This window comes from Pseudoxanthomonas suwonensis (genome assembly GCF_000972865.1).
GTDB classification, from domain to species: Bacteria; Pseudomonadota; Gammaproteobacteria; order Xanthomonadales; family Xanthomonadaceae; genus Pseudoxanthomonas; species Pseudoxanthomonas suwonensis_B.
On record NZ_CP011144.1, the window covers coordinates 537,143 to 563,772 of the forward strand.

23 protein-coding genes are annotated in these 26,630 nt (G+C 68.2%); 8 read left to right on the plus strand and 15 right to left on the minus strand.

Translation table 11 applies throughout. The annotated features are described in order from the left end of the window. Positions 1-619 precede the first annotated feature (619 nt). From WQ53_RS02355 to WQ53_RS02390, 8 genes are all read right to left on the minus strand, one after another. On the minus strand, positions 620-1,465 hold the full coding sequence (locus tag WQ53_RS02355) for an ABC transporter permease subunit (protein WP_052630042.1): 846 nt from the start codon (positions 1,463-1,465) through the stop codon (positions 620-622). Then, positions 1,462-2,373 (minus strand): ABC transporter permease subunit, encoded by a 912-nt coding sequence (locus WQ53_RS02360; RefSeq protein ID WP_052630044.1) that lies wholly within the window; start codon positions 2,371-2,373, stop codon positions 1,462-1,464. The genes WQ53_RS02355 and WQ53_RS02360 overlap by 4 nt, the downstream gene beginning before the upstream one ends. Then, the gene (locus tag WQ53_RS02365) at positions 2,370-3,506 is read right to left on the minus strand and encodes an ABC transporter ATP-binding protein (protein WP_052630046.1); all 1,137 of its coding nucleotides are present in this window, start codon (positions 3,504-3,506) and stop codon (positions 2,370-2,372) included. Before WQ53_RS02365 ends, WQ53_RS02360 begins: the two co-directional genes overlap by 4 nt. Before the next feature lie 63 nt (positions 3,507-3,569). Beyond that, a complete protein-coding gene (locus WQ53_RS02370; RefSeq protein ID WP_052630048.1) occupies positions 3,570-4,706 on the minus strand; it encodes a polyamine ABC transporter substrate-binding protein in 1,137 nt (378 codons plus the stop codon). A gap of 200 nt (positions 4,707-4,906) precedes the next feature. Next, positions 4,907-6,034: a polyamine ABC transporter substrate-binding protein gene (locus tag WQ53_RS02375; RefSeq protein ID WP_052630050.1), complete on the minus strand. Its 1,128-nt coding sequence runs from the start codon at positions 6,032-6,034 to the stop codon at positions 4,907-4,909. 55 nt (positions 6,035-6,089) lie between these two features. Next, positions 6,090-7,451, minus strand: a complete 1,362-nt coding sequence (locus WQ53_RS02380; protein WP_428992258.1) for an aspartate aminotransferase family protein — start codon at positions 7,449-7,451, stop codon at positions 6,090-6,092. A gap of 144 nt (positions 7,452-7,595) precedes the next feature. Then, on the minus strand, positions 7,596-8,984 hold the full coding sequence (locus WQ53_RS02385) for a glutamine synthetase family protein (RefSeq protein ID WP_052630054.1): 1,389 nt from the start codon (positions 8,982-8,984) through the stop codon (positions 7,596-7,598). Continuing rightward, on the minus strand, positions 8,981-9,763 hold the full coding sequence (locus WQ53_RS02390; protein ID WP_052630057.1) for a gamma-glutamyl-gamma-aminobutyrate hydrolase family protein: 783 nt from the start codon (positions 9,761-9,763) through the stop codon (positions 8,981-8,983). The genes WQ53_RS02385 and WQ53_RS02390 overlap by 4 nt, the downstream gene beginning before the upstream one ends. 188 nt (positions 9,764-9,951) lie before the next feature. Between WQ53_RS02390 and WQ53_RS02395 the strand changes: the two genes are divergently transcribed. The 3 genes from WQ53_RS02395 to WQ53_RS02405 all read left to right on the plus strand — a co-directional run bounded on the left by WQ53_RS02395 (position 9,952) and on the right by WQ53_RS02405 (position 13,476). Beyond that, positions 9,952-11,340, plus strand: coding sequence for a glutamine synthetase family protein (locus tag WQ53_RS02395; protein ID WP_052630059.1), 1,389 nt, complete (start codon positions 9,952-9,954; stop codon positions 11,338-11,340). A gap of 162 nt (positions 11,341-11,502) precedes the next feature. Next, positions 11,503-12,789 carry an NAD(P)/FAD-dependent oxidoreductase gene (locus WQ53_RS02400; RefSeq protein ID WP_082112806.1) on the plus strand — a complete coding sequence of 429 codons (1,287 nt, stop codon included), beginning with the start codon at positions 11,503-11,505 and terminating at the stop codon, positions 12,787-12,789. A gap of 225 nt (positions 12,790-13,014) precedes the next feature. Then, positions 13,015-13,476, plus strand: a complete 462-nt coding sequence (locus WQ53_RS02405) for a bacteriohemerythrin (protein ID WP_052630063.1) — start codon at positions 13,015-13,017, stop codon at positions 13,474-13,476. A 161-nt stretch (positions 13,477-13,637) separates the two neighbouring features. Here WQ53_RS02405 and WQ53_RS02410 read toward each other — a convergent pair whose 3' ends face one another. Beyond that, positions 13,638-14,897 carry an MFS transporter gene (locus tag WQ53_RS02410; protein WP_082112807.1) on the minus strand — a complete coding sequence of 420 codons (1,260 nt, stop codon included), beginning with the start codon at positions 14,895-14,897 and terminating at the stop codon, positions 13,638-13,640. A gap of 435 nt (positions 14,898-15,332) precedes the next feature. Here WQ53_RS02410 and WQ53_RS02415 point away from each other — a divergent pair, with 435 nt between their 5' ends. The 3 genes from WQ53_RS02415 (at position 15,333) to WQ53_RS02425 (ending at position 20,204) form a co-directional block, all read left to right on the plus strand. Next, entirely contained in the window at positions 15,333-16,532 is a 1,200-nt protein-coding gene (locus tag WQ53_RS02415) for an efflux RND transporter periplasmic adaptor subunit (RefSeq protein ID WP_082112808.1), read from the plus strand. Between the two features lie 76 nt (positions 16,533-16,608). Further along, positions 16,609-19,779 (plus strand): efflux RND transporter permease subunit, encoded by a 3,171-nt coding sequence (locus WQ53_RS02420; RefSeq protein WP_052630067.1) that lies wholly within the window; start codon positions 16,609-16,611, stop codon positions 19,777-19,779. Positions 19,780-19,997: 218 nt separating this feature from the next. Continuing rightward, positions 19,998-20,204, plus strand: coding sequence for a hypothetical protein (locus tag WQ53_RS02425; RefSeq protein WP_052630069.1), 207 nt, complete (start codon positions 19,998-20,000; stop codon positions 20,202-20,204). 80 nt (positions 20,205-20,284) lie between these two features. Here the strand turns inward: WQ53_RS02425 and WQ53_RS02430 are convergent, their stop codons facing one another. Beyond that, positions 20,285-20,560, minus strand: a complete 276-nt coding sequence (locus tag WQ53_RS02430) for a hypothetical protein (protein ID WP_052630071.1) — start codon at positions 20,558-20,560, stop codon at positions 20,285-20,287. A gap of 210 nt (positions 20,561-20,770) precedes the next feature. On the opposite strand from WQ53_RS02430, the gene WQ53_RS02435 reads away from it, so the two are divergent. Then, positions 20,771-21,196 carry a hypothetical protein gene (locus WQ53_RS02435; protein WP_052630073.1) on the plus strand — a complete coding sequence of 142 codons (426 nt, stop codon included), beginning with the start codon at positions 20,771-20,773 and terminating at the stop codon, positions 21,194-21,196. A 40-nt stretch (positions 21,197-21,236) separates the two neighbouring features. Here WQ53_RS02435 and WQ53_RS02440 read toward each other — a convergent pair whose 3' ends face one another. The 4 genes from WQ53_RS02440 to WQ53_RS02455 form a co-directional block, all read right to left on the minus strand. After that, positions 21,237-22,007 carry a hypothetical protein gene (locus WQ53_RS02440; protein ID WP_144409197.1) on the minus strand — a complete coding sequence of 257 codons (771 nt, stop codon included), beginning with the start codon at positions 22,005-22,007 and terminating at the stop codon, positions 21,237-21,239. A gap of 37 nt (positions 22,008-22,044) precedes the next feature. Beyond that, entirely contained in the window at positions 22,045-22,440 is a 396-nt protein-coding gene (locus WQ53_RS02445; RefSeq protein ID WP_144409198.1) for a hypothetical protein, read from the minus strand. 35 nt (positions 22,441-22,475) lie between these two features. After that, positions 22,476-23,126 carry a hypothetical protein gene (locus WQ53_RS02450; protein WP_144409199.1) on the minus strand — a complete coding sequence of 217 codons (651 nt, stop codon included), beginning with the start codon at positions 23,124-23,126 and terminating at the stop codon, positions 22,476-22,478. Positions 23,127-23,286: 160 nt separating this feature from the next. Beyond that, the gene (locus WQ53_RS02455) at positions 23,287-24,609 is read right to left on the minus strand and encodes a DUF1214 domain-containing protein (RefSeq protein WP_052630081.1); all 1,323 of its coding nucleotides are present in this window, start codon (positions 24,607-24,609) and stop codon (positions 23,287-23,289) included. Positions 24,610-24,825: 216 nt separating this feature from the next. Here WQ53_RS02455 and WQ53_RS02460 point away from each other — a divergent pair, with 216 nt between their 5' ends. Then, positions 24,826-25,506 (plus strand): Crp/Fnr family transcriptional regulator, encoded by a 681-nt coding sequence (locus WQ53_RS02460; RefSeq protein ID WP_052630083.1) that lies wholly within the window; start codon positions 24,826-24,828, stop codon positions 25,504-25,506. A gap of 41 nt (positions 25,507-25,547) precedes the next feature. Here the strand turns inward: WQ53_RS02460 and WQ53_RS02465 are convergent, their stop codons facing one another. After that, the gene (locus tag WQ53_RS02465) at positions 25,548-26,606 is read right to left on the minus strand and encodes a phosphorylcholine phosphatase (RefSeq protein WP_052630085.1); all 1,059 of its coding nucleotides are present in this window, start codon (positions 26,604-26,606) and stop codon (positions 25,548-25,550) included. Between the last annotated feature and the right edge of the window lie 24 nt (positions 26,607-26,630).

A 26,630-nucleotide genomic window follows, 5' to 3' on the forward strand; every position in this document is an offset into this window, starting at 1 on the left:
TCCAGATGTCTATACCTAGAAGTTCACACGCCCTACCGTCAGCTCTACTTGTCATATCAGTGAACTGCTCCTCCGTAAGCACCCTCTCACCCATGTGAATGCCATCGTCGTAATCCAAGAATGGAATTCGATTGCTAACAAACGTCGGACCAGACTTTCCGTCTCTCAAGAATAGAATTCTTGCTTTTCCGTCCCTTGTCCTGTGTCCGGGTTCATGAGGGTCGTCTCGCCTGACAAGCAGCTTAAAGGAGGAGACAGGATTCCCCTTGTATTGGCGGAGCACATCGATATCAGTCACATAAACCGTGCCTCCCAAGTCTGACAACACTTCGCTGTCCGTAACTCGATCTTGGGCTAGAACCACTGTATCGGCTCCGAAAACTACGCATCGAACAACCTCTTCGAGCTGCTCGGATCTGGAGGAGTCCCTCTCATATGTGGCGGGAACCTGCTCAGGCGCAGGCGCCTCCTGCGCACAGGCTGCCTGCAGTAAAAAAAGGAGCGCGGCAACAAATCGCGTACGCATGTGGTCACCAAGGGAGCTGGCAGTGCCGGGTTCCCGCCTATGCGGGAACGACGAGCAAGAACTGAGTCGGTCCATCGCCGTATTCGCGCCGCCTCACCCGTTCTCCTGCAGCGCCAGCTGCATGTCGCGCTGGCGGCGCCTGTCCTCGCGGAACATCAGCCACCAGCCGATCACCGCGGCGATCGACACGAACATGATCATCAGCGTCGCCAGGGCATTGATCTTCGGACTCACCCCCAGCCGCACCGAGGAGAAGATCTTGATCGGCAGCGTGGTCGAGTCCGGCCCGGCGACGAAGCTGGCGATCACCACGTCGTCCAGCGACAGGGTGAAGGCCAGCAGCCAGCCGCTGACCAGGGCAGGAGCAATTATCGGCAGGGTGATCAGGAAAAACACCTTGAGCCGGTTGGCGCCCAGGTCCATCGCCGCCTCCTCCAGCGACTTGTCCAGGTCCTGCAGGCGCGAGGACACCACCACGGTGACGAAGGACACGGTCAGGGTCACGTGCGCGATCCAGATCGCGACCATGCCCTTGGACGGGATGCCCATCGACGCACCGACCGAGACCAGCATCAGCAGGATCGACAGGCCGATGATCACCTCCGGCATCACCAGCGGCGCGGTGATCAGCGCGCCGAACACGGTCTTGCCGGGGAAGCGGCGGAAGCGGGTCATCACCATCGCACCGAGGGTACCGATGACCGTAGCCGCGGTCGCGGTCCAGAAGGCGATGCGCAGGCTGACCCAGGCCGCCTCCAGGATCTGGCGGTCGCGCAGCAGTTCGCCGTACCACTTGACCGAGAACCCGGCCCAGACCGTGGCCAGGCGCGAGGAATTGAACGAGTACACGATCAGCAGCACGATCGGCAGGTACAGGAAGGCGAAGCCCAGCGCCAGCACCGACCAGCGCAGCAGGCGTTGTCCGAAGGTCGGGTTCATGTCAGCCGGCCCTCCATTTCCTTCTGCTGGAAGCGGTTGAAGATCAGGATCGGCACCAGCAGCAGCAACAGCATCACGATCGCCACCGCCGAGGCCGCCGGCCAGTCGCGGTTGTTGAAGAACTCGCCCCACAGCACCCGGCCGATCATCAGCGTGTCCGGCCCGCCCAGCATCTCCGGGATCACGAACTCGCCCACCGCCGGGATCATCACCAGCATGCAGCCGGCGATGATCCCCGAGCGCGACAGCGGCACGGTGATGCGCAGGAACGCCTGCCAGGGCTTGGCGCCCAGGTCGTAGGCCGCCTCCAGCAGGCGCAGGTCCAGCTTGACCAGGTTGGCGTACAGCGGCAGCACCATGAACGGCAGGTAGCAGTAGACGATGCCGATGTAGGCGGCCAGCGGGGTGTAGAGGATGCGCAGCGGCGTGTCGATCACGCCCAGCGACAGCAGCGTGCGGTTGAGGATGCCGTTGGCGTCGAGGATGCCGACCCAGGCGTAGACCCGCAGCAGGAACGAGATCCACGACGGCAGCACCACCGCCATCAGCGCGATGTTGCGGGTCGACGGTTTCATCCGCGCGATGAAGTAGGCCATCGGGTAGCCGATGGCCAGGCACAGCAGGGTCGACACCGCCGCGATCTTGATCGAGCTCAGGTAGGCCAGCACGTACTGGGCGTCGGTAAACAGGGCCACGTAGTTGCCCAGGTTCAGGCGCAGGGTCAGCGCCTTGTCCACGTACTCCAGCACCGGCGTGTACGGCGGCATCGCGATGGCCAGCCGCGAGAACGAGATCTTCAGCACGATCAGGAACGGGATCGCGAAGAATACTAATAGCCACAGGAACGGCACCGCGATCACCGCCCAGCGGCCGCCCGGCACGAACCGCTTCAGCGCGCGCGCGTTCATGAGGTCAGCACCACGCCGTCGTTGTCGCCCCACCACAGCCACACCTGGTCGCCCCAGGTCATGCCCTCGCTGGCCCAGCGCTGCTGGTTGGTGAAGTTGGCCATCAGCCTGACCCCGCTGGGCAGGCGCACGTGGTAGACCGAATGGCTTCCGAAGTAGGCGATGTCCTCGATGGTGCCGCGCGCCTTGTTGTAGGGCTGGCCCGGCTCGTCCTTGCCGATGCCCAGCTTCTCCGGGCGCAGCGCGAACGACACCTGCTGGCCCTCGAAGCCGGTGATGCCGTGGCCGATGTGGATGGTCCCGTCGAACGCCGGGGTGCGCAGGGTCACGTAGTCCGGTTCGTCCTGGTCGATGGTGGCGTCGACCAGGTTGACCGAGCCGATGAACTCGGCGGCGAAGCGGTTGGCCGGCTGCTCGTAGATCTCGTCCGGGGTGCCGACCTGCTGGATCCAGCCCTGGTCCATCAGCGCGATCCGGGTGGCCATGGTCATCGCCTCCTCCTGGTCGTGGGTGACCATCACGCAGGTCACCCCGGAGCCCTCGATGATGTTGACCAGCTCCAGCTGCATGCGCGAGCGCAGCTTCTTGTCCAGCGCGCCCATCGGCTCGTCGAGCAGGAGCAGCTTGGGCCCCTTGGCCAGCGAGCGTGCCAGCGCCACGCGCTGCTGCTGGCCGCCGGAGAGCTGGTGCGGCTTGCGCTTGGCCAGCTTGCCCAGCTGCACCAGCTCCAGCATCTCGGCCACGCGCTTCCTGATCGCGTCCTTGCCCAGCCCGTCCTGCTTGAGGCCGAAGGCGATGTTCTGCTCCACGGTCATGTGCGGGAACAGCGCGTAGGACTGGAACATCATGTTGATCGGCCGCTCGTACGGCGGCAGCTCGTTCATGACCTCGCCGTCGAGCACGATCTTGCCCTTGGTCGGCTTCTCGAAGCCCCCCAGGCAGCGCAGCAGGGTCGACTTGCCGCTGCCCGAGCCGCCCAGCAGGGCGAAGATTTCGCCCTTGCGGATGTCCAGGCTGACGTCGTCGACGGCGACGAAGCCGTCGAACTCCTTGCGCACGCCCTCGATCCGCAGGTAGCGCTCGCTGCCGGCTTCGGCCGGGAATCCGTTGCCGCGTTCGTTGTTCGCCACCATGGCCGCTCCAGGAGGTGGGAAGGCGGGCGGACCGGTGGACCGGCCCGCGCCGCTGCGATCAGCCTAGCGGCCGGTCTTCAGTTCGGTCCACAGCCGGGTGTACTGGCGGTCGACCTCCGGCGGCAGCACCGCCAGGGTGAACAGCTTGGCCGCGGTCTCGTCCGGCGGGTAGATGGTCGGATCGTCGCGGATCGCCTCGTCCACCAGCGGCAGCGACGGCGCCACCGGGTTGGGGAAGCTGACGTAGTTGGTGTTGGCCGCCGCCACCTCCGGGCGCAGCAGGTAGTCGATGAACGCGTAGGCGTTGTCGAGGTTCTTCGCATCCGCCGGGATGGCGAGCATGTCGAAGAACAGCGACGTGCCCTCCTTCGGGATCGAGTAGGCCACGTTGACGCCGTTGCCGGACTCCGCGGCGCGGTCGCGCGCCTGCAGCACGTCGCCGGACCAGCCGAACACCAGGCAGGCGCTGCCGTTGGCCAGCGCGTCGATGTACTGGCTGGAGTGGAAGGTCTGCACGTACGGGCGCACCCGCTTGAGCAGCGCAGTGGCCTTGTCGATCACCGCCGGGTCGGTGCTGTTGGGGTCCTCGCCCAGGTAGTTGAGGACGACCGGCACCACCTCGGACGGGGTGTCGAGGAAAATCACCCCGCAGTCCTTCATCCTGGCGATGTTCTCCGGCTTGAACACCAGGTCCCAGCTGTCGGCGATCTCGGTGCCGCCGAAGGCCGCGGTCAGCTTGTCGACGTTGTAGCCGATGCCGGTGGTGCCCCACAGGTACGGGACCGAGTACTGGTTGCCCGGGTCCTGCACCGCGATGCTCTCCAGCAGTGCCGGATCGAGGTTGCCGTAGTTCTTGAGCCTGGACTTGTCGATCGGCTGGAACACGCCGGCCTGGATCTGCCGGCCGAGGAAGTTCAGCGAGGGCACCACCACGTCGAAGCCCGACCCGCCGGCCAGCAGCTTGGCCTCCAGCACCTCGTTGCTGTCGAACACGCCGTAGTTGACCCGGGTGCCGTACTCGCGCTCGAAGTCCGGCACGGTGTCCTCGGCGATGTAGTCGGACCAGTTATAGACGTTCAGCACGCCCGCCGCGTTCGCCGCCGCATTCCCCGCGGCCGGTTCCTGCCTGCCGCACCCGGCAAGCGCCAGTATCGCGATGCCCGCGGCCAGTCCCGTCAGCCGCCAATCCACTTTGCTCATGCCCATCGTCGTATCCCCATCGCCCCGCAGGGCCTGTCGGTTGTCCACGACGCCACCATGCGGCGGGCGTCCCCGGGTTCCCCTCCCTTCGACCCTCCCCCACACCTGCCTTGCACTCCACCGCGACGCGACCGTGTCCACCGCCGCTCCCGCCCCCCGATCGGCCGCGGTCGCGGCCGGCCGGGTTCACGCCGCCGGCGTCAGCGGCCGGTCTTGATCTCCGTCCACAGCCGCGTGTACAGCTTGTCGGTCTCCGGCGAATTGATCGCGTAGGTGAACAGCTTGGCCTTCACGTCGTCCGGCGGATAGATCGTCGGGTCGTCGCGGATCGCCTCGTCCACCAGCGGCGTGGCGGTGAGCACCGGGTTGGCGTACTGGATGTAGTTGGTGTTGTTGGCCGCCACCTGCGGTTCCAGCAGGTAGTTGATGAACGCGTAGGCGTTGTCCGGGTGCCGGGCGTCGGCCGGGATCGCCAGCATGTCGAACCACTGCGGCGCCCCTTCCTGCGGGATCGAGAAGCCGACGTTGACGCCGTTGCCGGCCTCCTCGGCGCGGTCGCGCGCCTGGATGATGTCGCCCGACCAGCCCACCACCAGGCAGGTGGTGCCGTTGGCCAGCGAACTGACGTACTGGCTGGAGTGGAAGTTCTGCACGTAGGGGCGGATGCCCTTGATCAGCTCGGCCGCCTTCTGGATCGTCGCCGGATCGCTGCTGTGCGGGTCTTCGCCCAGGTAGTGCAGCGCGATCGGGATCATGTCCGACGGAGTGTCGAGCAGGGTCACGCCGCAGTCCTTGAGCTTGCTGAGCTTGGCCGGATCGAACACCAGGCTCCAGCTGTCGGTCACGTCGGTGCTGCCGAACACCGCTTCGATCTTGTCGACGTTGAAGCCGATGCCGGTGGTGCCGGTCATGTACGGCACGCCGTACTGGTTGCCCGGGTCCTGCGAGGCGATGCGTTCCATCATCGCCGGGTCCAGGTTGGCCAGGTTCGGGATCTTGCTCTTGTCCAGCGGCTTGAACACGCCGGCCTGGATCTGGCGGCCAAAGAAGTTCAGGGTCGGCACCACGATGTCGTAGCCGCTGGAACCGGCCAGCAGCTTGGTCTCCAGCACCTCGTCGCTGTCGTAGACGTCGTAGGTGACGCGGATTCCGGTCTGCTGCTCGAAGTCGGGGATGGTTTCCTCGGCGATGTAGTCCGAGTAGTTGTAGACGTTGAGCACCTTCTCCGCGCCGGCGGCGGATCCGCCGTCCTTGCCGCCGCAGGCGGCTAGCAGCGTGGCGGCGATGCCGGCCGTCAGCAGGCTCGTGGTCAGCAGGCGCAGCTTCATGAGGGTGCTCCTTGTCACGGTTTCGGGGGGTCGGGGCAGCGTACCGCCGCCATGGTCATTTGCCCAGTTCGGCGGCGGTCTCGTCCAGCGCCTTCCAGGCCTTGTCGAACAGCTCGTCCACCTGCGCGCGGGTGATCACCAGCGGCGGCGACAGCAGCATCGAATCCCAGGTCGCGCGCAGGATCAGGCCGTGGCGCAGGGCGATGTCCCGGCACAGCGCGCCGACCTTGCCGCGCTCCTCGAAGAACGCGCGCCGGCCGCGGTCGGGGACCAGCTCCAGCGCGCCCATCAGCCCGGCGATCCGCGCCTGCCCGACCAGGCGGTGCTCGCCCAGTTCAGCCCAGCGCTGCGCCAGGTAGGGGGCGATCTGGTCGCGGACGTGCTCGACGATGCGTTCCTGCTCCAGGATGCGCAGGTTCTCCAGCGCCACCGCCGCGCACACCGGGTGGCCCGAATAGGTCGCGCCATGCGCCAGTTCGCCGCCGGCGTCCTTGAGCACGCCGGCGACGCGGTCGTTGAACAGCGCCGCGCCCAGCGGGATGTAGCCCGAGGTGATCCCCTTGGCCACCGGCATGATGTCCGGCTGGAAGCCGAAGTACTGCGCACCGAACCACTGCCCGGTGCGGCCGAAGCCGCAGATCACCTCGTCGGACACCAGCAGTACGTCGTAGCGGCGGCAGATCCGTTCTATCTCCGGCCAGTAGCTGCGCGGCGGGATGTAGACGCCGATCGCGCCCATGATCGGTTCGCCGATGAACGCGGCCACCCGCTCCGGGCCAAGTTCCAGGATCTTGTCCTCCAGCCGGCGCGCGGCGAGCAGGCCGTACTCGTCCTCGTCCAGGTCGCCGCCGTCGGCGAACCAGAACGGCGGCTCGATATGGTGGATGTCCGGGATCGGCAGCCCGCCCTGCCCGTGCATCGCCTTCATCCCGCCCAGGCTGGCACCGGCCATGGTGGTGCCGTGGTAGCCGTTGTGGCGGCCGATGAAGATGTTCTTGCGCGGCTGGTCCTGCACCGCCCAGAAGTGGCGGACCAGGCGCAGGATGGTGTCGTTGGCCTCCGAGCCGGAGTTGACGAAGAAGGCGTGGTTGATGTCGCCCGGCGCCAGCTCGGCCAGCTTGGCGGCCAGGCGGATGGTCGGCTCGGTGGTGCACTGGAAGAAGCTGTTGTAGTAGGCCAGCTGGGTCATCTGCTTCGAGGCGGCCGCGCCCAGCTCCGGACGGCCGTAGCCGATGTTCACGCACCACAGGCCGGCGAAGGCGTCCAGCAGCTTGTTGCCGTCGGCGTCCCAGACGTAGCAGCCCTCGCCGCAGGTCAGCACCCGGGTGCCCCGCTTCGCCAGCGCCGCGTTGTCGTTGAACGGGTGCAGGTGGTGGGCGGCGTCGAGCCGTTGCAGTTCGCGGATGTCCATCGTCATCGTGGGCGGCTTTTCCCTGGGATCCGTGTCCAAGTCCGATAGTGCCGTCGTCTCGGGAATACCGACGACGTCCAAACCTTCGAGAGCGAAAGTCACTGGGTCCCCGCCTGCGCGGGGATGACGAGCAAGAACAACAGCGCCAACTCAAACGTTCAACAGCAGGAACTCCCGCTCCCACGAACTGATAACGCGGAAGAAGGTCTCGTATTCCTTGCGCTTGACCGAGACGTAGGCGCGCACGAAGCGCGGGCCGAGCAGCTCCTGCAGCTCGGCGCAGCCTTCCAGCCCGTCCAGCGCCTGGTTCAACGAGCGCGGCAGGGCGAAGCCGGCGTCCTGGGCGCTGCTGTCCATCGCCGGCATCGGCTTGAGCTTCTCGCGGATGCCGAGCAGGCCGCAGGCCAGGGTGCCGGCCATGGCCAGGTAGGGATTGGCGTCGGAGCCGGCGAAGCGGCTTTCCACCCGGGTGTTCTCCGGCGTGTCCATCGGCACGCGCAGGCCGCAGGTGCGGTTGTCGTAGCCCCAGTGCACGTTGATCGGCGCCACCTGGCCCAGGGCCAGGCGCCGGTAGGAATTCACGTTCGGGGCGAAGAACGCCATCGCCATCGGCACGTACTTCTGCAGGCCGCCCAGGTAATGCCTGAACACGGTGCTGTGCTCGCCGGCCTTCTTGCCCGCGAACACGTTGGTTCCGCGCCTGACGTCCACCAGGCTTTGGTGGATGTGCATGGCACTGCCCGGTTCGTTCTCCATCGGCTTGGCCAGGAAGGTGGCGTAGATGCCGTGGCGCAGCGCCGCCTCGCGCATGGTGCGCTTGAACAGGAACACGTGGTCGGCGCGCGAGAGCGCGTCGGCGTGGGTGAAGTTGACCTCCAGCTGGGCGGCGCCGGACTCGTGGATCAGCGTGTCCACGTCCAGCTCCATCGCCTCGCAGTAGTCGTACATCAGGTCCAGGATCGGGTCGAACTCGTTGACCGCATCGATCGAGTACGACTGCCGTGCCGTTTCCGGGCGGCCGTTGCGGCCGGCCGGCGGCAGCAGCGGGAAGTCCGGGTCGGTGTTCTTCTGCACCAGGAAGAATTCCAGCTCCGGCGCCACCACCGGCTGCAGGCCCAGTTCCTCGTAGGCGGCCAGCACCCGGCGCAGCACGTTGCGCGGGGCCAGCTCGTGCGGCTGGCCATCCTTGGTCTGGCAGTCGTGGATGACCTGCGCGGTCGGGTCGGTGGCCCACGGCACCATGCGCACGGTGTCCGGGTCCGGGCGCAGGATCATGTCCGAGTCCGACGGCGAGGTCAGTTCGTAGTAGTCGTCCGGGTACTCGCCGGTGACGGTGGTGGCGAAGATCCCCTCGGGCAGGCGCGTACCGTAGTCATGGCTGAACTTGTCGGCCGGGATGATCTTGCCGCGGGCATTGCCGGTGATGTCCGGGACCAGGCACTCGACCTCGGTGATGCGGCGCTCCTTGAGCCAGCGCCGCAGCGAGCTTTCCTGCTGCGCGGTGCTGGCCGGCTTGCGGCGGGCGGGCCGGACGCTCATGCCGGCTCCGGGACGCCCGGGCGCGCGGCGGTGCGGCGCACGGCATAGGCGCGGCAGGCATCGCCGAAGGCGCGGAAGATGCCCAGGTAGAAGGGGTTCTGCGTGACCTGCCATTCCGGGTGCCACTGCACCCCGAGCAGGAAGCCGCCGCCGTCGCGGCGGAATGCCTCGATCGCCCCGTCCGGCGCGATCGCCTCGACCACCAGGCCGTCGCCGAGCCGGGCCACGCCCTGCCCGTGCAGCGAGTTGACCCGCACCCGGGTGGCGCCGGCGATCGCCGCCAGCCGCCCGCCATCGGCCAGGCGGATCTCGTGCGCGGGGGCGTATTGCAGCTCCAGCGGATCGTCCGGGTCCTCGCGATGGTTGGCGAAGCCGGTGGCCTCGTGCAGCTTCTGGAACAGGCTGCCGCCGAAGGCCACGTTGACCTCCTGGAAGCCGCGACAGATCGCCAGGATCGGCAGGCCCATCGCCACCGCGCGGGGGATCAGGCCCAGGGTGGTGGCGTCGCGCGCCGGATCGTGCAGGTTGCCTTCCCAGCTGGGCTCGTCGCCGTAGTGGTGCGGCTCGATGTTGCTGACCGCGCCGGTCAACAGCAGGCCGTCCAGCCGTCCCAGCCATTCGTCCGCGGCCACCGGCGGCTCCAGTGCCGGCAGCAGCACCGGGGTGGCACCGGCCCCGTCGACCACCGCGCGCACGTACTTCTCGCCGACCGCGAGGAACGGATGCGGGCCGATCTGTTTGCGGTCGGAAGGCAGGCCGACCAAGGGCGGCAGGGCCATGCGCGGAAGGGTCCGGTGGCGTCCGGGCAACTTACCCCGGCCGTTTTATTTTTACAACACGAGGACGCCCGGCGAGGCCAATGCCCCGCTTTGGTGCACAGATTCGGCCCGGGCGGCCGGGAATCCGTTGAGTATTCTTGACGAGGCGCCCGCCTGCTACTCTCGTCCGGCCACCCGCGAGGCTTCCGATGAACCGCGAATCCGCCCCGTCCGCGCTGCCGCCGGAGGACCTGGCCACGCTGCGCGCGCTGCCCGGCCACGACGCCGCGCACGTGGACCTGCTGCTGCCGGACTGCAACGGCCTGCTGCGCGGCAAGCGGGTCCCCGCCGACGCACTGGAAAAGGTCTACGCCGGTGGCGTGTGCCTGCCGATGTCGCTGGTCGCCGCCGACATCACCGGCAACACGGTGGAGGAAACCGGCCTGGGCTACGCCATCGGCGACGAGGACCGGATCTGCCGGCCGGTCCCCGGCAGCCTGCGCCCGGTGCCGTGGTCGCCGCGGCCAGCGCTGCAGCTGTTGTTGGCGATGGAGGACGGCGCCGGCGGCTGGTTCGAGGCGCACCCGCGCCGGGTGCTGGAACGCGTGCTCGAGCGCTACCGCGCGCTCGGCCTGGTCCCGGTGATGGCGGTGGAACTGGAGTTCTACCTGTTCGACCGCCTGCCCGGCGCCGATGGCCGGCCGCAGCCCACCCTCAATGCCAGCGACGGCGCGCGCAACGCCAGTACCCAGGTCTATTCGATCGACGACCTGGACGAGAACGCCGGCTTCATCGACGCGGTGGCCCGCGCCTGCCGCGCCCAGGGGATTCCGGCCGACACTGCGGTGGCCGAGTACGCGCCGGGCCAGTTCGAGATCAACCTCAAGCACCGCGCCGACGCGCTGGCCGCCTGCGACGACGCGGTGCTGCTCAAGCGCGCGATCAAGGCGATCGCGCAGCAGCAGGGCGCGCTGGCCAGCTTCATGGCCAAGCCGCTGGCCGGCCAGGCCGGCAGCGGCCTGCACCTGCACGTGAGCCTGCTCGACGGCGGCGGCCGCAACCTGTTCGCCGGCGATCGCACCGATGCGCCGGCCGACGCGTTGCGCCACGCGGTCGGCGGCCTGCAGGCCAGCGCGCGCGACAACCTGCTGCTGTTCGCGCCGCACGCCAACAGCTACCGCCGCTTCGTGGCCAACGCCTTCGTCCCGCTCAACGACAGCTGGGGCCACAACAACCGCACCGTGGCCATGCGCATCCCGCACGGCGGCGCGGCCGACACCCGGATCGAGCACCGCATCGCCGGCGCCGACGCCAACCCCTACCTGGTCGCCGCGGCGGTGCTGGCCGGCATGCTCGACGGGATCGAGCAGCAGCTGGATCCGGGCCCGCCGACGACCGGGAATGCCTATGAGCAATACCCGGTGCAGACGCCGTACTGGCGCGACGCGATCGACGACTTCCTCGGCAGCGGGTTCGCCGCGCGCTGGTACGGCGAATCCTTCCGGCACATCTACGGGCAGCAGAAGCTCAAGGAGATGCGCGATTTCCATGCCCTGGTCCCGGACCTGGACTATGCCTGGTACCTGCGCACGGTGTGAGCGGCGGGACATGCCTGCCCACCGCAGCCGCTCGCTTGTAAGAACGGGCATGACCGCGACACGTCATGTCGGTGCAGGCGACTCCTCCATGGTTCCGACGCCCGTGTCGCGGTCATGCCCGCTCCTACAAAAAGCAGGCACGCCGGTGTCTCCGACGAACCCATGAACGCCGCGTCCACCTATCCACCCAGCTGGTACGCCGACAGCGCCGCGCCGCTGCAGGAACAGCCGGCGCTGCGCGGCAGCATTGACGACGCGGACGTGTGCATCCTCGGCGCCGGCTACACCGGGCTGTCGGCGGCGCTGGAACTGGCCGAGGCCGGCTACCGGGTGGTGGTGCTGGAAGCCGAGCGCATCGGCTGGGGCGCTTCCGGCCGCAACGGCGGCCAAGCCATCGTCGGCTACGGCTGCGAGCAGTCGACGCTGGAGGACCTGCTCGGCCACGACGCCGCACGCACGCTGTTCGGCCTCTCGCGCGAAGGCATGGACCTGCTGCGCGCGCGCATCGCCCGCCACCGCATCGAATGCGACTGGCGCGACGGCCATGCCCACGTGCCGGTCAAGCCGCGCCAGGAGCGCGCACTGCGCGCCGGCATCGTCGAGATGGCGCAGAAGTACGACTACCCTCTGCGGTGGTGGGACCGCCGCCGCCTGCGCGACGAACTGGAGAGCGACCGCTACCTGGGCGCGGTGTACGACCCGGCCAGCGGCCACTTGCACCCGCTGGAATACGCCTTCGGCCTGGCCCGTGCGGCGCTGGCCGCCGGCGTGCGCATCTTCGAGCGCTCGCCGGTGGTCGAACTGGTACGAGGGGCCCGGCCGCGGCTGCGCACCCCGCAGGGCGAGGTCGCCGCCGACTTCGCGGTGCTCGCCGGCAACGCCTGGCTGCGCGGCGTGGCGCCGGAGCTGGAATCGCGGGTGATGCCGGTCGGCACCTACATCGCCGCCACCGCACCGCTGGGCGTCGAACGCGCGCGCGCTCTGATCCGCAACGACATGGCCGTGGCCGACGTGAACTGGGCGCTGGACTACTTCCGCCTCAGTCGCGACCACCGCCTGCTGTTCGGCGGGCGCGCCAGCTACTCCAGCTGGCCGCCGCCGAACCTGCGCGGAGTGATGCGCCGGCGCATCCACAACGTGTTCCCGCAGTTGGACGACATGCCCATCGAGTACCTGTGGGGCGGCTACGTCGACATCTCGCTCAACCGCGCCCCGCACTGGGGCCGGCTGGCGCCGAACGTGTATTTCGCGCAGGGCTTCTCCGGGCACGGCGTGGCCAGCACCGGCCTGGCCGGCCGGCTGATCGCCGAGGCCATCCGCGGCCAGTCCGAGCGCCTGGACCTGTTCGCGAAGATCCCGCACGCGCCCTTCCCCGGCGGCCGCGCCCTGCGCACGCCGCTGCTGGTGCTGGCGATGGCCTGGTACAAGCTGCGCGACGCGCTGTGGTGAGCGCCTGAAATGGGGTCAGGTTCATTTTCCAGGGAAAATGAACCTGACCCCATTTCAGGTGCCGTCGGCACGGGCGACGCCTTCATGGTTCCGACGCCCGTGTCGCCGGCTGAAGCCGGCTCCTGCAGTGAGAGCTCGAAGCGAAGGAAGATTGATCGCGATCAAGGCGATCCGCAGCGACCGCCACTAGCCTGCGTACACCCCCCGCAATCCCCCTGACCGCGCATGGCACTCCTGCTCTGGCAAGACGACCTCGACACCGGCATCGAGGTGATCGACGACCAGCACCGCCGGATCGTCTCGATGGTCAACCAGCTGCATCAGGCGCGGACCGGCGCCTCGCCGTGGGTGGTGGGCGAGGTGATCGACGAACTGGTCGACTACACCCTGTCCCACTTCGCCTTCGAGGAGGAACTGATGGAGGAGGCCGGCTACCCGTTCTGCGCCGCGCACAGGCGCGCGCACGAGGTGTTCACCAGGCGCGTGGGCGAGTACCGGTTGCGCTACCAGGCCGGCGAGGACGTGGTCGACGAGCTCGAAAGCCTGCTCTCGCGCTGGCTGTTCAACCACATCCGCAACGATGACCGCGCCTATTCCAGGCAGGTGCGCCGGCACCTGGACCGCTTCGCGCGCGAGCATGAGCAGGGCGGCTGGCTGGCGCGGACGGTGAGGCGGCTGTTCCATTGAGTTGAGTGGTACGGCGGGCCGCGCGGGACGGACCGACGTCTCCTGTAGGAGCCGGGTTCAGCCGGCGACACGGGCGTCGGGAATGCGAGGGTGTGGCCTGTGCCGAGGTGGCGTGTCGCCGGCTGAACCCGGCTCCTACACAAAAAACGGAGTGCGGCGGCTCAGTTGGTATCGCGGCGGACCAGCAGCAAGGCCAGCAGGGTCAGCACCGCCATCCCGCTCAGGTACCAGCCGACCGCGCCGATGCCGTGGCTGCCGGCCAGGCGGGTGGCGATGTACGGCGCCGGCGAGGCGCCGAGGATGCCGGCCAGGTTGAACGCTAGCGAGGCGCCGGTGTAGCGCACCGGCGTGGGGAACATCTCGGCCAGGATCGTGCCGCAAGGCCCGTAGGTCAGGCCCATCAAGCCCAGGCCCAGGCACAGGAACAGCAGCACGCTCCAGACGCTGCCGGCGGCAAACAGCGGCTCGAACAGCATGCCGAAGCCGATGATCGCCAGCGTGGCCAGGATCATCGCGCGGCGCCGGCCGCTGCGGTCGGCGTATATCGCCGACAGCGGGATGGTCGCGGCGAAGCACAGTACGCCCACCATCTGCAGCAGCAGGAATTCCTGGCGACCGTAGCCCAGCGCCGACGTGCCCCAGCTCAGCGCGAATACCGTCATGAGGTAGAACAGGACGAAGGTCGCCATCAGCGACAGCATGCCGACCGCCAGCGTGCCCGCATGCTTGGTCAGCACGGTGGCCATCGGCAGCCGCTCGCGCTCGTCGCGGTCCAGGGTCTTCTGGAACGCCGGGGTCTCGGTGATCCGCAGCCGCACCCACAGCCCGACCAGCACCAGCACCGCGCTGGCGAGGAACGGGATGCGCCAGCCCCAGGCCATGAACTGGCCTTCGTCGAGGAAGTGCGCCAGCAGCAGGAACACGCCGGTCGAGCACAGGAATCCCAGCGGCGCGCCCAGCTGCGGGAACATGCCGTACCAGGCGCGCTTGCCCGGTGGCGCGTTCTCGGTGGCCAGCAGCACCGCCCCGCCCCACTCGCCGCCCAGGCCCAGACCCTGGCCGAAGCGGCACAGCGCCAGCAGCGCCGGCGCGGCCACCCCGATCTGCGCGTAGGTCGGCAACATGCCGATCACCACGGTGGAGATGCCCATGGTCAGCAGCGCCGCCACCAGGGTGGCCTTGCGCCCGACCCGGTCGCCGTAGTGGCCGAACAGGGCCGAGCCCAGCGGCCGGGCGAAGAACGCCAGGGCGAAGGTCGCCAGCGACTGCAGGGTCGACGCCGCCGGGTCGGCCGAGGGGAAGAACAGGTGCGGGAACACCAGCACCGCGGCGGTGGCGTAGATGTAGAAATCGAAGAATTCGATCGTCGTACCGATGAGGCTGGCGAACAGGATGCGGCGTGGCGAAGCGGGTGCACTCATCGGCGGGCAGTGAAGGTGGCGTGAAGTCGGGCCGATTCTGGCAGATAAACATCGGCCCGATTCCGGTCGCCGCGGCCGGATCGGCAACAGCCGCGCCATCGCCCTCACCTCCGCCACCCTCGGCCATGCGCACGGCTGCCGGAACCGATCTTCATTCCCGCAGGGCCTCCGCACCGACCTGGTGGTACGGCCTTCCGGCGCGAGCCCGGAACCGGCCACGGCCGTTGTCCACGGATTCGGTCCGGACGCAAGCGTTGCCCGACGCGCGCTTCGCCGGCAAAATCCGCCGTACCCCGCCGCATCGCGACCGCAGCCGGCAACGCCCGCCCCCCCCACGCGCGCCGCCCCGCACACGCAGTGACCGCCCAGGCCTCCGACGCTCGCGCGCCGAAGCGGCCTGCCCATCGCCCGACGCAGCAGCAGAACGGAATCACCATGGCCCCACGCAGCCCCTCCCCCAGTACCGCGCGCAAGCCCGCCTTCGCGCGCCGCATGACCCTGATGCTGATCGGCGTCGCCGTGGCCTTCGGCGGCGTGTTCGCGGTCAAGGCGGTCATGAGCCGCATGACCAACGAGTTCTTCGACAACATGCCGCAGCCGCCGGTGGAGGTCAGCACCTTCGAGGCGCGCGCCGAGCACTGGAGCAGCACCGCCGAGGCGGTGGGCACGCTGGTGGCCGACAACGGCACCGACGTCACCACCGAGGCCGGCGGCGTGGTCCGGCAGATCGCGTTCGAGTCCGGCCAGGCCGTGCGCCAGGGCGACCTGCTGATCCAGCTGAACACCGCCAACGAGGAGGCGCAGCTGAAGGCGCTGGACACTGCGGCGCGGCTGGCCGTCACCCAGCGCGACCGCTGGCGCGAGCTGGGCGAACAGAAGCTGGTCTCCCGTTCCGAAGTGGACGAGCGCATCGCCGATGCGGCCACCACCCAGGCCCAGGCCGATGCGCAGCGCGCACTGATCGCGCAGAAGACCATCCGTGCGCCGTTCTCCGGCGTGCTCGGCATCCGCAAGGTCAACGTCGGCCAGTACCTCAACCCCGGCGACCCGATCGTCGGCCTGCAGGCGCTGGACCCGGTCCACATCGACTTCACCCTGCCCGAGCAACGCATGAACCAGGTCGCGATCGGCACGCCGGTGCGGCTGGACGTGGACGCCCTGCCCGGCCGCCAATTCGAGGCCAAGGTCACCGCGATCGAGCCGTCGGTCGACGCCAGCACCCGCAACTTCAAGGTCCGCGCGACCCTGCCCAACCCGGACGCGGTGCTGCGCCCTGGCACCTTCGGCCGGGTCGGCTTCGAACTGGGCCAGGCCAGCGACGTGGTGGTGGTGCCGCAGACCGCGGTCAGCTTCAACCCGTACGGCAATTCGGTCTACGTGGTGGTCGACGCGCCAAAGCCGGCTGGCGACGCCAAGCCCGTCGAAGGCATGCCGCAGGCCACCCACGTGGTCAAGCAGCGCTTCGTCACCACCGGCCCGGCGCGCGGCGACCTGGTCGGCATCACCCAGGGCCTGGAGCCCGGCGAGGTGGTGGTGACCAGCGGCCTGCTGCGCCTGCGCAACGACGCCGGCGTGACCATCAACAACAAGGTGCAGCCGGACGCACAGGACGCGCCGAAGCCCGAGAACCGCTGACGCACCCCGCGGCGCCGGCGACGGCGCCGCCCTTCCCTTTCCGGCCGGCTCCCGAGCGGAGCGGCGGAGGACCCGGATGAAATTCACCGACATCTTCATCAACAAGCCGGTGCTGGCGATGGTCGTCAGCCTGTTCATCCTGCTGCTCGGGCTGCGCTCGTTCAACGAACTGAACGTGCGCCAGTACCCGGAGCTGCAGAACGCGGTGGTCACGGTCAGCACCGCCTACTACGGCGCCGACGCGGACCTGATGCAGGGCTTCGTCACCACCCCGCTCGAGCGCGAGGTCGCCAGTGCCGAGGGCATCGACTACCTCACCTCGACTAGTGCGGCCGGCATCAGCTCCATCCAGGCCTACATCCGCCTGGACCACGATGCCAACGAGGCGCTCACCCAGATCGCGGCCAAGGTCAACAAGCTGCGCAGCCAGCTGCCGGCCGAGTCCGAGGACCCGGTGATCGACCTGCAGCAGGGCCAGCAGATCGCGGCGATGTACGTGTCCTTCGCCAGCGACCAGCTCGACAACAACCAGATCACCGACTACCTGATGCGCGCGGTGGAGCCGCGGATCGCCACCATCCCCGGGGTGCAGCGCGCCGACATCATGGGTGCCGGCACCTTCGCCATGCGCGTGTGGATGAAGCCCGACCGGATGGCGGCGCTGGGCGTGACCGCCAGCGACGTGCACGCCGCGCTGCAGGCCAACAACGTGCTCTCCGCGCTGGGCTCGACCAAGGGCCAGATGGTGTCGGTGGACCTGACCGCGCGTACCGACCTGCGCAGCGCCGAGGAGTTCCGCCGGCTGATCGTGCGCGAGCAGGACGGCGCGATCGTGCGCCTGGGCGAGATCGCCGACGTCGAGCTTGGCTCGGAGAACTACGGCACCTCGGTGCGGATCAACGGCGATGCCGCCACCTTCATGGGCATCTTCGTCTCCCCGGACGCCAACTCGCTGGACGTGATCGCCGAGGTCCGCCGGGTGTGGGACCAGGAGATCCTGCCGCAGCTGCCGGAAGGCATCGTCGCCACCATCCCCTACGACAGCACCGAATCGATCCAGGACGCGATCAACGAGGTGGTCAAGACCATCATCGAGGCGGTGGTGATCGTGATCGTGGTGATCTTCCTGTTCCTGGGCTCGCTGCGCAGCGTGATCATCCCGGCGGTGACGGTACCGCTGTCGCTGATCGGCGCGCTGTTCCTGATGCTGCTGATGGGCTTCACCATCAACCTGCTGACCCTGCTGGCGATGGTGCTGGCGATCGGTATCGTGGTCGACGATGCGATCATCGTGCTGGAGAACATCCACCGCCACATCGAGGAGGGCATGAGCCCGCACGACGCGGCGATCAAGGGCGCGCGCGAACTGGCCTGGCCGGTGGTGGCGATGACCACCACCCTGGTGGCGGTGTACCTGCCGATCGGCTTCCAGGGCGGGCTGACCGGCGTGCTGTTCACCGAGTTCGCCTTCACCCTGGCCGGCGCGGTGCTGCTGTCGGGCATCATCGCCCTGACCCTGTCGCCGATGATGTGCGCCAGGCTGCTCAAGCCGCACAGCGCGCACGGCAAGACCCGGCTGGAGGCGTGGCTGGACGCGCGCTTCGAATGGCTGCGCACCGGCTACGAGCGGCGCCTGCACGGCGCGCTGGACACGCGCGGGGTGATCGCGGTGTTCGGCGTGCTGGTGCTGGTGTCGTGCGCGCTGCTGTACATGATCGCGCCGAAGGAACCGGCACCGATCGAGGACGAGGGCTTCATCTTCGCCGTCGGCATGGCCGACGCCTACACCACCCTGGACTACGTGGAGCGCTACACCGAGGAGCTGGAGGCCGCGGTCAGGGACGTCCCCGAGATCAGCGACTTCTTCCTGTTCAACGGCGGCTTCGGCGGCGGTGGTGGCGCCAGCAACAGCGCCATGGGCGGCTTCGTGCTCAAGCCGTGGAGCGAGCGCGACCGCTCGACCAACCAGGTCCTGCAGCAGGACCTGCAGCCGAAGCTGGGCTCGATCACCGGCCTGAACACCTTCGCCATGGTCCCGCCCTCGCTGCCCAGCGCCGGCGGCGACGGCGGCGGCGAGTTCCTGGTACTGGGCATCGGCTCGCTGGAGCAGCTCAGCGAACTGTCCGACGCGATCCTGCAGAAGGCGATGGAGAGCCGCCGCTTCATCTTCCTGGACAAGGACCTGAAGATCGACAAGCCGCGCATCGAAGTGCAGATCGACCGCGAGAAGGCGGCCATGCTCGGCATCGACATGCGCACCCTGGCCGCGGACATGGCGGCGATGCTGTCGGGCGGCTACGTCAACCGCTTCGCCATGGAGAACCGCTCCTACCGGGTGATCCCGCAGGTGCAGCGCAGCGACCGCCTGAACGCGCAGCAGCTGGAGAACTACTACACCCGCACCCGCGACGGGCAGCTGGTGCCGCTGTCGACCCTGGTCACCCTGAAGGAGACCGCGCAGCCGCAGACGCTCAAGCGCTTCCAGCAGCTGAATGCCGTGGGCATCACCTTCGCCCCGCGCCCCGGCGTGTCCAAGGGCGAGGCGCTGCGGGTGCTGGAGCAGGCCGCAGCCGAGGTCCTGCCGCAGGGCTACAGCGTCGACTACGCCGGCGAGTCGCGCCAGTTCAAGCAGGAAGGCGCGGCGATGATGGTGACCCTGGCGTTCGCCCTGATCGCGATCTTCCTGGTTCTGGCCGCGCAGTTCGAGAGCTTCCGCGACGCGCTGATCATGCTGATCACCGTGCCGATGGCGATCTCCGGCGCGCTGCTGGTGCTCAACGCTCTGGCGCTGCTGTCCGGGGTGCTGCAGTTCGCCGGGATCGAGGCGTTCCCGGGCATGAGCATCAACATCTACACCCAGGTCGGCCTGGTCACCCTGATCGGCGTGATCGCCAAGCACGGCATCCTGATCGTGGAGTTCGCCAACAAGCTGCAGCAGCAGGGCCTGTCCAAGCGCGAGGCGATCGAGCAGGCCGCCGGCATCCGCCTGCGCCCGGTGCTGATGACCACCGCCGCGCTGGTGTTCGCCATGGTCCCGCTGCTGATCGCCGACGGCCCCGGCGCCGCGGCGCGCTTCTCGATGGGGATGACCATCGCCTCGGGCATGACCATCGGCACCGCGTTCACCCTGTTCGTGCTGCCGGCGGTGTACCTGTACCTGGCCCGCGACCATGGCCTGGACCGCGCCGACGCGACCGAGACCGAGACCGACGGCGCGCCGGGCGAGCCGGAGCCGCAGCCGCACTGAGCGCCGCAGGCGGTACCCGGCGACGGGCACCGCCACGGCTCCCACCCGGGACGGCCGGCCGGATCAGCGGATGGTCGTGAATCCGGCGCGCGCCAGGGAAGGGATCGGCTCGGGACAGCGCCGTGCCGCCACTGCGAAACAGGCGCGAAGCGTGAGATGCCATCCACCCTGCGCTATCCTCGGCACCGATACCGCCCTCCACGGACACCGGCGCGCGCATGTACGAAGTCGATCCCGAAGTCGTCGCGATGCTCGATGCGCTCGAGGCGAACCTGGTCCGCCTGGTCATGGACACGCCGCCGGACGACCTGATGCAGGTCTTCGCCGCCGAGGCCGAGGCCATCGCCGAAGCGGCCGGCCCGGAGCATGCCTCGTACGTGAGCGCACGGCTGCAGGCGATGGCCTCTTCGCTGCCGCTGGGCTAGCCGGCTCGCGATGCACGAACCGCCGCGCATCGCGTGCGTGGCTCTCGCGCCCCGGTGCCGGGGCACGTTCGGGTGCGGGATCAGCTGTCGCCGCTTTCGCGTATGCCCGCGCCCTGCGCGTCGCTGCGCACGTCGTCGGCGAATGAGCGCCCGCTGGCATCGCGGTCGCCGGGCTGTTCGTCGAGTTCGGGATCGAGCAGGTCGGCCTGGTCGTCCACGCCGATGTTGTCGATCGCCGCCTGCGCGCGCGGGTCCTTCAGCGCCGGTCCGCTGCCATCGGTCAACGGCACGCTGGCATCGCCGAGGCGGATCCCGTCTTCCGGCGCGTCGGGCACGCCGGGATTGGACTTGGCCATCTCGTTCTCCGGGGTCGGATGCTTGCAGCCAAGATGGATCCGGCCTGCGTAAGCAGGCGTCAAGGATCAGGCCTGCGCTTGCCATCCGACATCCGCAATAGCGGGAACGTTCAGGCGCGCAACCCATGACCGTGGTTCAACCCACCACCGGCACATGGCCGGCGCCGCGGCGCCGGCTATCCTGCAGCCGTCGCCCGATGGGGAACGTGCATGTCCGAAGTCTCGACCCTGCGCCTGCTCTTGCTGCGCGGCATGTATCTGCTCATCGCGGTGGGGCTGGGCCTGACCCTGTGGCCTTCGATCCTGTTCCCGACCGGCACCGCGGCCGACCCGCACTCGGTGATCCGCGCCCTGCTTGGCGGGCTGTCGCTGATGTGCCTGCTCGGCCTGCGCTACCCGCTGCGGATGCTGCCGCTGCTGCTGTTCGAGCTGGCCTGGAAGGTCATCTGGGTGGTCGCCACCGCGCTGCCGGCCTGGCGCGCGGGCACCCTGGACGCCTACGGCAGCGAGACCCTGTTCGCCTGCCTGATGGGCGTGGTGCTGGTGCCGCTGGCGCTGCCGTGGGGCTATGTGTGGCGGCACTACGTGCTTGCGCGCGGTGAGCCGTGGCGCGCCCGGGTCCGTCCCCTGCCCTGACCGGCCCCGGTCGTGCCGCGACTGCGCGCAGACCCGATCGTCAGAACCCCAGCACCTTGTAGCCGACCTCGATGCTCCAGTCGCCCGGACGCTCGGCGCCGGCGAACACCGTCGGCTTGGCGTAGAGCTGCCAGTTGCCGCCGAAGGCCTGGCCCAGCGTGCGTCCTAAAGTCACCGCCAAGCTGGCGAACTGCCGGTCGTTATGCCAGTCCGAGGTCAATGCCGGGTCCAGGGTCATGAAATTCCGCGGATCCTCGAACCTGGGCACGTAGTAGAAATCGAGCGTGGTGCTGTTCACCCCGGCGCGGTCGCTGTCGCCCCATACGTCGACGCTGTGCACGATCGCCGGCGCGAAGATGCCGCCGGGCAGGAACCGGGCATAGATGAAGGTCCCCTTGAACACGTTCTGGCCGGTGCCCAGTTCGTCGCGCGAGGCGGTGTCGAAGATCATCTCGCCCTGCACGACCATGCCGTGCTCGCGGGTCACGCCGAACACGTGGCCCAGCCGCACCGCGATGTCGCCGAGGCCGAAACCATCGTTGCCGGCGACATCGTTGCTGACCATCGGCAGCTGCACGCGGAGCTGGTAATCGCGCTTCCCGCCGAAGGGCTGGATGTACTCCAGCCTGGGCGCATGGCGCGACATCCCGGGGATCAGGTCGTTGTATTCGTAGATGGCCGCGGCCGTGGTGATGAACTTGGTCGGATCGGTGCCGTTGTTCGCCGCTTCGGGCTGCTCCTGCGCATGCGCCGGCCATGGAGCGGCGCCAAGGCACAAGGCCGCGATCCCGGCGAGACGGATCATTCCCATGGATGCATTCCTCCCTGGAGCATCGCCGCGGCCCGGATCATTCACGATCGATCCCCAGCCTGATGCCTTCGGCCGTGTTGCGGATCGTGACGACCTCGAAATCCGGCGCACCGCCACGGGCCTTGACCAGCACGTCCTCGCCGTCGTCGACTTCGACGTGGTAGACGTCGCCGAACGTGGCTTTCAGGCTGTCGCTGACCAGGCGGGCCGTGGCGTTCTCGCCGGACCTCGCCGGAACCACGACCACCACGGACGTCGCGATACCGCCCTGCGGCGTCACCGAAAGTTCGATCTCGCCGGCGACTTTCGACTTGCCAGCGAATTCCAGGCGCCATTTGTTGGAGGGCCTGGCGATCGCGGTCGCGGCGATCGCCACGATCGCCAGCAGGCCCGCCAGCTGCAGCAACGGACGGGAAACGGGTGCGGTTTTCATGGTGGAGGCCATCCTGTTCTGTGTCGGAATGAAGGTCAGAACCTGAATCCGTAGCCGATCGTCGGTCCGCTCATGGCGACTTCGGCCTGGGCGTTGTCCGTCTCCAGGTCCGCCTGGAGATGGCGGTAGCCGAACAGCCATGCGCCGCCGCCGGTGCGGTAGTGGGCGGTCAGACCGGCGTTCCAGGTCCCCTCGGTATCGCCGAGGGACCCATCGCCGCGCAACGTCAGCCCCCAGCGATCGGACAGGGCCCAGGTGTAGCGGGCGCCCAGCATGAGGTCGGTGAAACTGCGTCCCTCGTCCAGTACCCGGCCGACGAGCAGCGGATTGACCGGATCGAAGCCGACCTTCAGGTCGACATCGATATGGCGGACGCCGGCGAACAGTTCCAGTCCCTGCCCGCGCGCACTGCCCGTGCGCCAGGTGCTGGCGGCCTCGAACAGCCGCATGTCCAGGTCCGTACTCGTTTCGGCCACCCGGCCGGTCCTGTCGCTGGATATGCCCATGTAGGTGAAGTCGGCGAACAGGCCGGCGCGGTCGCCCTGGCCCTCGACGCGCAGCTGGAACACGCCGTCCAGCTTGTCCAGGATGTCCGGGAAGCGCAGCTCCCCCTCGCCTTCGATGGGAGGCGAACGCGTCTGCAGGTCCGTGCCGATGGTCGCCGCCCAGGCGTACGGCTCGATCATCCAGTTCCAGCCGGTGTCCCGGGCCTGGGATGCGCCCGCCACCGCAAGCAGCAGGAGAGGGACTGCCCTGCGGATGGCGGGACGCGTGGCGGGAACAACCGGCGCCGGGAGCGGACCTGCACCGGTGTGCTGGCCGTTCACTTCCATGTCCTGTTTCTCCTTACGGAACCCGCTTCAGTGCCGGCGGGAACCACTGGCCCTTCCTGACCGCCTCCTTGGGCACGTAGAGGCGCAGGGTCAACGAGAATCCCTTGCCGTCGGGGGCGGGCAGCCAGTTCGATTCCGGTGCGATCGCCTCGTCCGGCCTGGCCGAGACGAGGATCCTCAACGAACCGTCCGCCTGGTCCTTGAGCCCGGAATAGTTGTTGAAGTTGAACCGGTTCAGCGAATTCGGCACGACCCGGTAATCGGGCACGTCCACCAGGATGATCGACCAGTAGGCGTCCACCACCGTCTCCGGGCGGCTGTCGGCCGGGAACTCCAGGACGTAGCGGTTGGCGCCGTTCAGCGGCTTGCCGTCCGCATCCACGGTGCCCACGTAATACACGACCTCGGCGTTGGTGTTGCCCCACAGGCCCACCAGATTCACCGAGGTGCGCGTCCAGTAGTTGGACCCGTAGTTGCCCATACCCAGCGAACCGAGCCACTGGTTCTCGTAGACCGCGGACTTGGTGACCGCATAGTCGAGGAACTCCGGCACGACCTCCTTGCGGATCATTTCGTCCAGCGCCTTGCGCTGCACCGGGTCCTTGGCCAGTCTGGCGTAGTGGCGCGCGCGGGCCTGCATCTGCGCGGCGACAGGCGAGACGTCGTGCGCGCTGTCGATGATCGCGTCGGCGTGATCGAATATCTCCACGCCCATCAGGCTCTTGTTGTCGAACATCGGGATCGGCACCGCCGGCCGGATCTTCGGCGTGCCCAGCGGGGTCAGCCTGAACTGCTTCTGCAGGGCCATTGCCCCGTCCGGATCGTCCTTCAGTTCCACCCGGCCCAGCAGCTTGGCCTTGTAGGAGTTCAGCTCGATCCGTACCGCATCCGCGGGGATCTTCGCCTGCGAGCCGGGGGCGACCAAGGCGAACTTGCCGTAGGGATTGTGCGGGTAGTCGCGGCCGTGGATGTTGGTGATGACCTCGCCCCACTCGTCCAGGATCTGGGCGACGTAGTAGCGCCCCTCCACCTTCGGCACCTCCAGCAGCACGGGAGTGTCGTCGTCGACCGCAATCCACGCCTCCAGATAGGCCACGTCCAGGTTGGGGTTGACGAAATCCGCCGAACCGCGCGGGTTGTACTTGATGACGTTGTAGTCGACCCCGGGCTCCTTGAGGTCGGTATGCTCCTGCCGGATCGGGATGGCCCGTCCGAGCAGGTAGACGTAGGCATCGGCGACCGCCTTCTTGTCCAGCGGCTGCGCCGGCGCGTGGCCACTCACCGCGACCGAGGCGGTGATCAGGGGCGTGGCGACCAGCCCGAACCATGACTTCATGACGTTCCTCCTTGTTTGTCGGTCCGGAACGGACCCATCGCACGGGCTGCGCTCCGGGAACGTCCAGCGGCCGTCCGAGACGCGCCTGTGGCACATTCCTCCCGGCGGATGGGTGGACGCTACGCCTTCCATGGACCGCAGTTTGTCCCTGCAGGAACATTTCATCCGTTCCTGTTCCTATTCCGACTCGACCCGATCCGACCCGAAGGAGATCGATTGGACATCGAGACCGCCGGCACCCTCCTCACCCGCGTCGGCTGGCTGTCGCGGCAACCGGAAGCGTTCCAGGAAAAGGTGCTTTCCGGCCTCGTCCTGCGCCACTACGCCGCCGGCGAGACCGTCTACCGGCTGGGTGGACCGATCGGCGGCGTCTACGGACTGGTCTCCGGTTCGGTGATCGTGACCACGGCCCCGCCGCAGGCGTCGCCGCACCTGTTCCACTACGCGACCGCGGGCAGCTGGATCGGCGAGGGCCCGTTCCTTTCCCGCGAGCCGCGCCGCGTCGGCCTGGCCGCGGTGCTGGACACCTGGATGGCCTACCTGCCTCTGGAGACGATGGACCGGATCGCGGCCGAGGACCCTGCCGCCATCCGTCGCTTCGCCCAGATCCTGCTGATCAACACCGACATCCTCGTCCGTGCCTTCTGCGACATCCAGAACCCCGACGAGAACCGGCGCATCGCCGCCACCCTGTGCCGCATCGGCGGGGCCAACGACATCCCGATCCCGTTGACCCAGTCCGAGCTTGGCCTGATGTCCAACGCCTCGCGCAAGCAGGTCAACGGCGCGCTCAAGCGCTTCTCCGAGAAGGGCTGGATCAGCAAGAGCTACCGCACCGTCATCCTGCGCGACATCGCGGGGCTGCAGGCGTTCGCCAGCGGCGGGGAACGCGATTAGCGGGCCCGCAGGACCGGAAAAGAGATTGACCCGGATCCCGGCTACTGGATCTCTTCGGGTGTGACGAATATCCAGCCCTTGTCCGCCGTCACCGGCTGGCCGAGCGCCTGCTGCTGCCTGGCGTTGCCGGCAATCCACTTCTCGTCGAGCAGCTTGCGGGACTTTTCGCTCCGGCCGACCCAGATGCGGCCGCCCTTGGCCGTATCGGCGCCGTGCAGCAGCATGTAGCCGTCGCTGTCGGGCGAGTCGCCGGCGACGAGCGCGGCAGGGCGCCACTGGTCGATGTAGGCGAGGATCGCCGCCTGCTTCCCCTCCATCCAGGTGCCGGGCGTCCAGAGGTAAGGGCGGACAATGTAGTCCATGGTCGCCTTCCAGTCGTAGGTGCCTTCGGCGATCATCTTGCGTGCAGTCGTCAGTTCGCCCGTGGCCGGGTTCTCGAGCAGCGTGGAGACGCCGATGACGTTCTCCGGCTTCACGTTGTAGCCGTACTTCGGGTCCGAGACGATCATCCGCACCAGCTCCTCGTGGGCGGCGGTGACGACGTAGACTTCGATGCCGTGCTCCATCAGCCGGCTGTAGAGCTCGGTCATGCCGGCGAAGATCCTCGGCGGGGGGATCTCGATCGTCTCCACGACGTCGTTCTCGCCGTAGTAGGTCGTCTTGATCGGCTCCTCCCGGGCCATCAGCTCGTCGACATGACCCTTCAACTCCTTCAGGCTGAAGCCCGAGACGATCTGCGCGGCCCAAGGCATGCAGACCTTCTCGTCGATGGCGCAGAGCCGGGCGGCGTAGTTGGTCAGGCTTTCCTTGTTCCCGTCCACGTCCTTGAACGGGAGGAGCTTCAGCGACGGGTCCATCGTCTCGCGGGTCAGGACGCCCTTCATCTCGAGGAAGGGGATCAGCGCCTCCTCGAGGTCGTGGCGATAGCTGGTGTTGTCCATGTCGAACACCGCATATGCGCCAGAATCGGCGTTGGCCGCGATGATCCTGTCCAGCGCCTCCGCCGCCGGCGCGGGCCAGTGCTTGAGCTCGGTGGCTTCCGCCATGGCGTAGCAGCCGAGAAGAATCCCGACCGCTGCGATATCCCTGAAGCGCATCATTGCAACCTCCCTATTCCTTCACGG